At 27.9% G+C, this 8869-nt stretch carries 11 protein-coding genes; 2 read left to right on the top strand and 9 right to left on the bottom strand.

Features of this window, described 5'->3' with window-relative positions; all coding sequences use genetic code 11:
* Nucleotides 1-410, top strand: a 410-nt coding sequence (locus tag ACRC03_RS06585) for a VanZ family protein (RefSeq protein ID WP_438651762.1), incomplete at its 5' end; no start/stop codon positions are given.
* A gap of 70 nt (nucleotides 411-480) precedes the next feature.
* On the opposite strand, the gene galU is transcribed toward ACRC03_RS06585, so the two are convergent.
* From galU to ACRC03_RS06610, 5 genes are read right to left on the bottom strand one after another with little or no spacing between them, the layout of a single operon-like run.
* A complete protein-coding gene (gene galU / locus ACRC03_RS06590) occupies nucleotides 481-1404 on the bottom strand; it encodes a UTP--glucose-1-phosphate uridylyltransferase GalU (RefSeq protein WP_438651763.1) in 924 nt (307 codons plus the stop codon).
* A gap of 42 nt (nucleotides 1405-1446) precedes the next feature.
* Entirely contained in the window at nucleotides 1447-2994 is a 1548-nt protein-coding gene (murJ, locus tag ACRC03_RS06595; RefSeq protein ID WP_438651764.1) for a murein biosynthesis integral membrane protein MurJ, read from the bottom strand.
* Between the two features lie 42 nt (nucleotides 2995-3036).
* Complete coding sequence (locus ACRC03_RS06600; protein ID WP_438651765.1) at nucleotides 3037-3375, bottom strand: UDP binding domain-containing protein; 339 nt, start codon at nucleotides 3373-3375, stop codon at nucleotides 3037-3039.
* Nucleotides 3365-3745 (bottom strand): hypothetical protein, encoded by a 381-nt coding sequence (locus ACRC03_RS06605; RefSeq protein WP_438651766.1) that lies wholly within the window; start codon nucleotides 3743-3745, stop codon nucleotides 3365-3367. Before ACRC03_RS06605 ends, ACRC03_RS06600 begins: the two co-directional genes overlap by 11 nt.
* Before the next feature lie 36 nt (nucleotides 3746-3781).
* Nucleotides 3782-3922: a hypothetical protein gene (locus ACRC03_RS06610; protein ID WP_438651767.1), complete on the bottom strand. Its 141-nt coding sequence runs from the start codon at nucleotides 3920-3922 to the stop codon at nucleotides 3782-3784.
* 344 nt (nucleotides 3923-4266) lie between these two features.
* Here ACRC03_RS06610 and ACRC03_RS06615 point away from each other — a divergent pair, with 344 nt between their 5' ends.
* Nucleotides 4267-5565, top strand: a complete 1299-nt coding sequence (locus ACRC03_RS06615) for an IS110 family transposase (protein ID WP_438651768.1) — start codon at nucleotides 4267-4269, stop codon at nucleotides 5563-5565.
* Nucleotides 5566-5821: 256 nt separating this feature from the next.
* On the opposite strand, the gene ACRC03_RS06620 is transcribed toward ACRC03_RS06615, so the two are convergent.
* From ACRC03_RS06620 to ACRC03_RS06635, 4 genes are all read right to left on the bottom strand, one after another.
* Nucleotides 5822-6124 carry a glycosyltransferase family 2 protein gene (locus ACRC03_RS06620; protein WP_438651769.1) on the bottom strand — a complete coding sequence of 101 codons (303 nt, stop codon included), beginning with the start codon at nucleotides 6122-6124 and terminating at the stop codon, nucleotides 5822-5824.
* A gap of 3 nt (nucleotides 6125-6127) precedes the next feature.
* The gene (gene tagD, locus ACRC03_RS06625) at nucleotides 6128-6517 is read right to left on the bottom strand and encodes a glycerol-3-phosphate cytidylyltransferase (RefSeq protein ID WP_438651770.1); all 390 of its coding nucleotides are present in this window, start codon (nucleotides 6515-6517) and stop codon (nucleotides 6128-6130) included.
* A 24-nt stretch (nucleotides 6518-6541) separates the two neighbouring features.
* Complete coding sequence (locus ACRC03_RS06630; RefSeq protein WP_438651771.1) at nucleotides 6542-7369, bottom strand: LicD family protein; 828 nt, start codon at nucleotides 7367-7369, stop codon at nucleotides 6542-6544.
* Nucleotides 7370-7648: 279 nt separating this feature from the next.
* On the bottom strand, nucleotides 7649-8869 hold a 1221-nt coding region (locus ACRC03_RS06635; protein ID WP_438651772.1), incomplete at its 5' end, for a hypothetical protein.

The following is an 8869-nucleotide window of genomic DNA, read 5'->3' on the forward strand; positions in this document are numbered from 1 at the left end:
TTTTCTTTTCATTTTTATTTATTTTATCCCTTACTATATTCCCAGTTTCTGTAGAAAATCAATCTAATATTAGATATAATATTATACCTTTTAAAACTATCTACACTTTTTTGAAGAATAAAAACCTTATAGAATCCACCTTTAATATTTTAGGTAATATATTATTGTTTATTCCTCTAGGATTTTTTTCTTACATAAAATCAAAAGGTAATATAAAAAAATCATTTTTAATTTGCTTTTATATTACAGTATTAGCTGAACTAACACAGTTATTTCTCCCTATGAGATTAAGTGATATAGATGATATCATACTTAATAGTATGGGAGGTACTGTTGGTATATTTGTAGCGTATATTTTAGTTATCTATATACTAAAAATTAACTTTAATAAAATATTCAATAAAATTTAAAAAGTCAGATATCTTATTTTATATAAAATAAGATATCTGACTTTTTAATTGGTAATACTTTTGATATAGCTTACTCAGCATCTACAGCAACTTCCACTAACTCTTCTTCTACCACAACTTCATTCTTCTCACCTTTGCTTCTTAAAAATGCCATAAAATCATCTCTAAGCTCAGGTCTCTTAAGAGCAAAGTCTACAGTAGCTTCTAAGAATCCTAACTTATCCCCCACATCATATCTTCTTCCCTCAAAATCATAAGCATAAATAGCCTCTTTAGTAGCTAAAGTCTGAAGGGCATCAGTTAACTGTATCTCTCCACCCTTGCCAGCTTCTTGATTTTCAAGAATATCAAATATAGCTGGTGTTATTATATATCTACCAAGTATAGCAATATTAGAAGGAGCCTTCTCTACCTCTGGTTTCTCTACCATATCCTTAACCTTATAGACCCTATCTTCTATATGCTTAACATCTAGTATTCCGTACTTGCAAGTATCTTCCTTAGCTACTTGTTGAACACCAAGTACTGATGTTTTATACTCATTATAACAATCTATAAGTTGCTTTAGGCATGGAGTATTTGCATCTACAATATCATCCCCTAAAAGCACTGCGAATGGCTCGTTGCCGATAAAACTCTTCGCACAGTGGATAGCATGACCTAGACCTTTGGGCTCTTTTTGTCTGATGTAGTGGATATTTACCATATTAGATATATCTTGAACCATCTTAAGCATTTCGTCCTTGCCTTTTTGAGCTAATTCTAACTCTAATTCCACCGAGCGGTCAAAATGATCCTCTATACTTTTCTTACTTCTACCAGTAACTATTAATATCTCTTCTATTCCTGAGGCTATAGCTTCCTCAATTATATACTGAAGCGTTGGTTTATCAACAATTGGAAGCATTTCCTTTGGTTGTGATTTTGTGGCTGGTAAAAATCTAGTCCCAAGACCTGCAGCCGGTATTATTGCTTTTTTTACAGTATTTCTCATAGTTATTCCTTTTTCCCCCTATATAATGATAATCTAATATTTCTAAACTTGAGCTAATTTTAATTTTCTCTTTGCCATCATTACAATAACATTTATTTCTTCAACCTTTAATACAATTACCATTATTCCATAAGTAAATGCTCCAATAAAAATAGAACTAAATAGTGCTATAAATTCTTTGACAAATCCTACCCCCAACATTTGACTTAATAAATTATATGTAACAATTGTAATACCACCCATTACAATAGATGCTAGTAATGATTTAAAGGTTGTTTTTAAAATTTTATCTTGACCAAAGTATCCAATTTTCTTTTTAAGACTTCGAAACAGTAGTATTATACATACTATAGCTGATATACTTGTTCCCAAAGCTAATCCAGCATGCTTTAAATATCTTACTAAAACTAAGTTTACCGATATATTCATAACTACAGCAATTGCACCATTCACCATAGGTGTTTTTGTATCTTGTAATGAATAAAATACCTTTCCTAATATATCTCTAAGGCCAAAGGCTATCATTCCAATAGAATACATAGCAAGAGCTATTGCTGTCATACTAGTTGCTCTAGTATCAAACTCACCTCTTTGAAATAGTATTTTTACTATTGGAGTTGCAAGTGTAATAGCACCTACTGATATAGGTAAAATTAAAAGAATTACACTGTTAATACTCTGTACAATGGATTGATTGAACTTTTCTTTGTTATCTTCAGAAGATAATTTTGATAACATTGGATATATAACTGTAGAAATTGATGATATGAATAGAACCATTACAAATCCATTTAATTTGTTGGAATAATTAAGTGCTGATATACTACCCACTGCTAAGTTAGAAGCAAGTGCTCTATCTACCATTGCATTTATTTGATTAACACCTACTCCTATAAGGACTGGACCTATTAGCCAGATTGTTTTTCTTAAGTTTTCATCTTTAAGATTTATATGAGGAGTATATTTATAACCATTTTTTATTGCAAATGGTAACTGGAATAAAAACTCACTTGCAAGTCCTAGAACAGTTCCCCATATCATAGTATATGGACCATATTTAGTACTCAATATTATAGATGATATAATTATTATATTTTTAGGTAAACTTGTAAGCCCTGGTATTATAAAGTTGTTCTTTACTTGCAAATAGGAGGTCATTACAAACCCAATACCTGTAAATACCGTTCCCATTATTATTATCCTTGTAAAGTTTACTGTAATTTGAAAGGTTTCTTCTTTAAATCCAAATGCAAATAGTTTTACTAAAGGCTCCGCAAATACATATCCTAATACTGCTAATGTTATAGATAATACTATAACTATATTAAAAATATTATTTGTGTACTTCAGCGACCTTTTTTCTCCAAAAGTATTATCTATGTTGCAATACATTGGGATGAAAGTTGTTCCTAATGCTCCTCCTATGGATGCAAATATTACCAATGGTATGTTCATAGCTGTTATGTATGCATCGCTATACATTGATGCTCCATAGGAAGAGGCTAATACTAACTCCCTTCCAAATCCTAGTACTTTAGCTATTATTGTAGCTACCATAAGTCCTATTGTTGCCTTAGCTACTTTGTTCATTTAATCTACCTCACTATTTTTCACATGTACAAATTTTATATTTTAATCTCTATTATATATATCTCTAGAATAAACTTTGTCTTGTACATCTAATAAATCCTCAGATATTCTATTAGATACAATAACATCACATGTATTTTTAAATTCTTCTATATCTCTTATAACTTTAGAATTATAAAAATTATCTTCATCCATAGTTGGTTCATATACAACCACTTCTATTCCTTTTCCTTTTATTCTCTTCATAATCCCTTGAATTGAAGAGTGTCTAAAATTATCAGAGTTAGCTTTCATAGTTAATCTATATATGCCTACAGTATTTGGATTTTTCTTTATTATTTGCTCTGATATATGATCTTTCCTGGTTGTATTAGACTCCAACTATAATTCTTGAAAGATATAGATTGTCATATAAGGATTTTCCTTCTCTTGAAAATTCGGGTGAGAATATTATATTGTCTGTTTCGAACATATTTTTTACTTTTTCTATATATCCTACTGGTACTGTAGACTTTATTACTATAGTTGCATTTGGGTTAATTGCTAGTACATTAGCTATTACAGCTTCCACACTGCTTGTGTTAAAGTATTTTTTTTCTGGGTCATAATTTGTTGGAGTTGATATTATTACATAGTCTGCATCATTATATGCTTTGTATGCATCTGTTGTTGCTACTAGGTTTAGTTCTTTTATAGATAGGTATTGCTGAATTTCTACATCCACTATTGGAGATTGTTTTTGATTTATCATATCTACTTTTTCTTGAATTATATCTACCGCTACCACTTAATTGTGTTGTGCCAACAGGATTGCGTTTGATAGGCCTACATATCCTGTTCCTGCTATTGCAATCTTCATTCTACTATCCCCCTTGTATAATGTAGTTGTAACATTCGATATAAAACTTTCTAATTGTTTAACGAACATTAACAACTTCTCTAAATTTAAAAATCTATATAAAATCATCTCTGATTTTAAAGCATTTCTTAATTAAGTTTTTTATTGAGTATATTCCTAACGGAAGATTCAACTTTGACAAATATAGTTATACTCTTTACTGAATAGAGGATAGATGTAATCCCCCTGGGATGATCTCAGAGATCATATACCCGCAAATTAGCGTATCATTCCATCAGTAATAGTTCTATGTTTAGCTGGTTGGATTTCCCATGAAGGGAATTATCCGTGTCACAAACAAGGTTGTAGAATTACTGATAGAAATGGAATCTCTTTTCTATCTCACTATATTAAAAATAAGGAGATATTTACAAATGTCAAAATATATTAATAATCCAGTTATTGGAATAGATGTAGCTGCTGAATTTTCTATAGTTGCTATACTTGCACCTAACGGTGAAATTTACAGGAAATCATTTAGAATAAATCATACTTTAGAAGGTTTTAGATATTTAGCTTTAGAAATAGAAAAAGTGGAAAAGAAATTTAGCATGAAAGCTGGCACTTTCATGGAGTCCACTGGCGTGTATCATTTATCTCTTTTCCACTTTCTATGTAATAAGATGTTTGATGTGTTCACTATCAATCCTCTTATCACTAATTCTAACAAGAATTCTGATATAAGAAAAGTAAAAAATGATAAAAAAGATGCCTTATCTATTGCTAAAATATGCAAATATCAAGATATTAAATTTTCTAGTAAATTTGATACTACCTTGTATACGTTGAAATCACTTTGTAGAGAGTACTATAAACTTACAGATACAAAGTCAATTTACAAGAAAAAATTATCTAATGATTTACGTTTAATATTTCCTGGTTATACTGATATTTTCTCAGATATTACTTCTAAAACATCTATTCAAATATTGAAAACATATCCTATGCCAAAGGATATCTTATTTGCTGATAAAGATGATTTGATTAATATACTGTTAACTAAATCTAGAAAAGGTATTATATATGCTGAAGATAAATATTCTAAATTAATTAGTACTTCTGAAAGTGCTAAAATCATCGGAATACCTTCACCTAGCCTTTTTGTAAAATTAATATCTGATATAAATATCATTGAAAATTTTGAAACTCAGATAAAATTGATATTATTAGAAATTCAAAATTTACTCTCTAGTTCTCAAATACCTCAAAGCATAGTCGATAATATTGATTTATTAAAATCTATACCTGGTATTGGTGAACTTACTGCAATTACAATAATAAGTGAAATTGGTGATATTAAAAATTTCACTAAATCTAAGCATCTTGTAGCTTTCTTTGGTATTGATCCTTCTGTGAATGAATCAGGAAAATTCAAAGGAAACAATAATCATATATCTAAACGTGGTACACGTATTGGCCGTAGGGCCTTGTATGCAGTAGCTCTTGCTTCTATTAGATGTAAACGTAATGGTGATCCAACAAATTCTGTTTTACTCGATTATTATAAAAATAATATGAGTGGAAAGAGTAAAAAAGTTGGACTAGTTGCCATTATGCATAAATTAATGAAGTATATTTTTTCAGTGCTACGCAGTCAAAATCCATACGAACTTCGTATGCCTCTTGAACATTGTAAAGCATATATTGAGAATGTAAACTTAAAAGTAGCTTAGAAAATAAAACGAATAATTCTATTCTTTAACTATCAAAAAATTCGTATATTTTGATGGCTTATTTTCTATGCTCTAAAACACTATTAAAAAATAATTCTAAAAACTCTTGACTAAAACTAGCTGGTCTATACTGTACCTTTATTTTTACTTGATAATAAGATTTCGTCATAATATTTAATTTTACCACTCCTCTATTCGTGGTTTTACATACAAGGTTCTACAAAAATTTTACCCCGAGGGGTCGTAGGCAAGGAACTTAGTGACTTGCCTTGCTACAATCATCACTATCTAAAAAAGCTATATATTCACCTGTACTATTTTTTATGCCTACATTTCTTGTTTCTGCAATTCCTTTATTTTCTTGACTAATAAATTTTATTTTTTCATCTTGTTTAGAATATTTTTTACGAATTTCTTCCGAACTATCAGTAGAACCGTCATTTATTAGTATAATTTCTAAATTTTTATATGTCTGATTTAGTAGTGAATTTAAACACCTTTCTAAATACTTTTCTACATTATATACAGGAACAATTACTGATATTTTTTTATTATTCATTTTTTAACCACACCTTAAATTTTCTTTAATCTCAGTTGTTGATATACCTTCTGTTCTTGATAAATATACTACTTCACAATACTCCTTTAGGTAATCAAATTTACCTTCCCAATCATCACCCATTACAAATACATTTATATTATATTTTTTAATATCTTCTATTTTTTGTTCCCAGCTACTTTCTTTTACAACTTCATCAACATATTTTACTGATTCTAGCATGTACTCTCTTTTTTCATAGGAAAAATATGACTTTTTTCCTTTTAATTCATTAAATTCATCTGTAGATAATCCTACTACTAAACAATCACCTAAATCTTTTGCTCTTTTTAATAAATTTATATGACCAAAATGCAGTAAGTCAAAAGTTCCGTATGTTATTACTCTTTTCATATCCTACCTCACTAATTGTAATTTTTAATATATACCAAAATTAATATCTATTATTTCATGACCACCCCTTTTATCCACCGGTGGCAATATCATATATTCTCCATAAAAATACGATAAATAATCTCTATACTCATTTATTGCTAAAAATTCTTCCCCTTCAAAATTAATTGTTGATAAATTCGTAACCCACTCTCTTTTTATAGTCTCTTTATCGTATCCGTATGAACCATCTGTAAATACACACTCTGATGATACTCTATTATATTTAGTTAATGTTTTACATAATTTTTCTTTCAAATATTTAAAACTAAATAAATTAGAAATACATTTCAAAATTTCATATTTAAATTTATCTTGTGCAGATGTAAAGTACTCTTTTCCATATCCCTTTTTTATACATAGTAATCGTCTAAGTATATATATTTCTTTGCATTGTACCTTTCTTTTTATCTTATTATCTGGTACATTGTCAAATGGAAAAATATCTATAAATATTCCAGAATGAGCATTACTATTTTCTGAAAATTTCTCAATTATTCTTGTATTATTAATTCTTATTTTAGCATAAGAAAATGCATATTCAGAATCCGAATTCCAAGTCTGTAAAAAATATTCTTCAGATAGTTCTTTTTTACAAACCATTATAAACTTTTCATAATCTTCCCTTAACATGCCAATATCCATGTCATCATCCCATGGTATAAAGCCTCCATGTCGTACTGCACCTAACATCGTTCCTGCAATTAAAAAATACTTTATTTGATGTTTGTCACAAATTTTCTTTAATTCTAAAGCGATTTTTAATTCTAATTTGTGCAATTTTTCTAATTGTTCTATTTTGTTTTTTTCCATTCTATATCACCTAACTTTTCACCTATACAGTTATACTTATTTCTTATTTACATACTTATATCTATAGTTAACTACTCTTTTATTTTGATATATACTAAACATTTTTTAATTCTAATGTATTTATAAGCTTATACTTCATTGTCTCTATTACTGTTTTTAGAATATATTTATTTATCATAGTTTACTCATACCCGATTGTCCATTATTTATTTGTATTTAATATCATTACATGGAGTAATCAATATTTGAAAATAAAATTCTGTGATGGAGAATCATATGTTATGACCGATTGCTATACAATAACATATTTCTATATGTAACTAAAGTCATCATATATGATATTGCGTATTGATTAACAAAACTTGACTCTGATGTGCTTGTTATAATTAAATAAGTCATAACCAATATTCCAGAATAATAATATTTCTTATTTTTAAATTTATTTTTATTTAATTTCTTTACTATTAAAATCAATATACTTGCATATAATATCATTCCTATAAATCCAAATTGTCCTAATATCATAGGCCAAAATGAGTCTGATACAAAATGTGCTTGTCCTTTTTTCAAACCATAAGTGTTATCTATACCATATTTTTCATATATGGATGAATAATTCTTAGCTGATACACTTGATGCATATGTTCCAAATCCACTCCCCCATGGAAAATGATCCTTGGCAACATCTACTGACGTACTTAATAATACAGTTCTTGCATAATCATCATTCACTACAAATTGTTCATTAATTTTATTATAACTAACTACAATAGAGAGTATCATAATTATAATTACATGATATATTTTAATCTTTCTATTCTTATTTAACATATATGAGCTAATTGCATACAAAGCTAAAAATACTAACGCTTTAGTTCTCATCGTCATTATTACCACATAGCTTAGCATATAAATAAATATATTATTTTTACGAAACTTATCTCTTAGGCTATTTAATATAATTATAAATAATATTGTATTACTCGCTAAGTATGTAGGGTGAGAAAAAAATAGTTGTTGTGATTTTATTCCATATCTATAGTCTAAATGTGGGAATATAGGTATAAATGTATTAATAATACTAAGCGTGAATAATATTACAGAAATAATTTGTATTAAGTTGTTTAGTCTATATATATACCACTCATTTTCATCTACATATAGTAAATTACTTAAAGCTATATATACTATTATTGCTTTAAATACTGCTAGTATATCCTGAAGGTAATATCTTATATTTTGGTATTCAAATAATATATTTCCAAATAAACCTATAATTGTAATGAAAATACACATTATTATTATTATTACTGATTCTTTATTTATTTTTTTATATTTTAAATTTTTCACCATTAGTAATACCGATAAACTAACAGCCATTAATTCATCTGCAAATTTTAATATACTAAATTTATTTTGCAATACATCTTGAAAACACAAGGTGAAAAATAAAACAATTATTACGTTAGGTGATATTCTTTCTTTCATTGTAACTGCCTC

The sequence above is a fragment of the Romboutsia sp. genome, assembly GCF_051659545.1.
Classification (GTDB): Bacteria; Bacillota; Clostridia; order Peptostreptococcales; family Peptostreptococcaceae; genus JBOFOR01.

What these genes read in the sequence shown, in the direction of transcription:
- galU (WP_438651763.1), bottom strand. Translation starts at nt 1,404, where the DNA reads ATGAGAAATACTGTAAAAAAAGCAATAATACCGGCTGCAGGTCTTGGG.
- murJ (WP_438651764.1), bottom strand. Translation starts at nt 2,994, where the DNA reads ATGAACAAAGTAGCTAAGGCAACAATAGGACTTATGGTAGCTACAATA.
- ACRC03_RS06605 (WP_438651766.1), bottom strand. Translation starts at nt 3,745, where the DNA reads ATGATAAATCAAAAACAATCTCCAATAGTGGATGTAGAAATTCAGCAA.
- ACRC03_RS06610 (WP_438651767.1), bottom strand. Translation starts at nt 3,922, where the DNA reads ATGTTCGTTAAACAATTAGAAAGTTTTATATCGAATGTTACAACTACA.
- ACRC03_RS06615 (WP_438651768.1), top strand. Translation starts at nt 4,267, where the DNA reads ATGTCAAAATATATTAATAATCCAGTTATTGGAATAGATGTAGCTGCT.
- ACRC03_RS06620 (WP_438651769.1), bottom strand. Translation starts at nt 6,124, where the DNA reads ATGAATAATAAAAAAATATCAGTAATTGTTCCTGTATATAATGTAGAA.
- tagD (WP_438651770.1), bottom strand. Translation starts at nt 6,517, where the DNA reads ATGAAAAGAGTAATAACATACGGAACTTTTGACTTACTGCATTTTGGT.
- ACRC03_RS06630 (WP_438651771.1), bottom strand. Translation starts at nt 7,369, where the DNA reads ATGGAAAAAAACAAAATAGAACAATTAGAAAAATTGCACAAATTAGAA.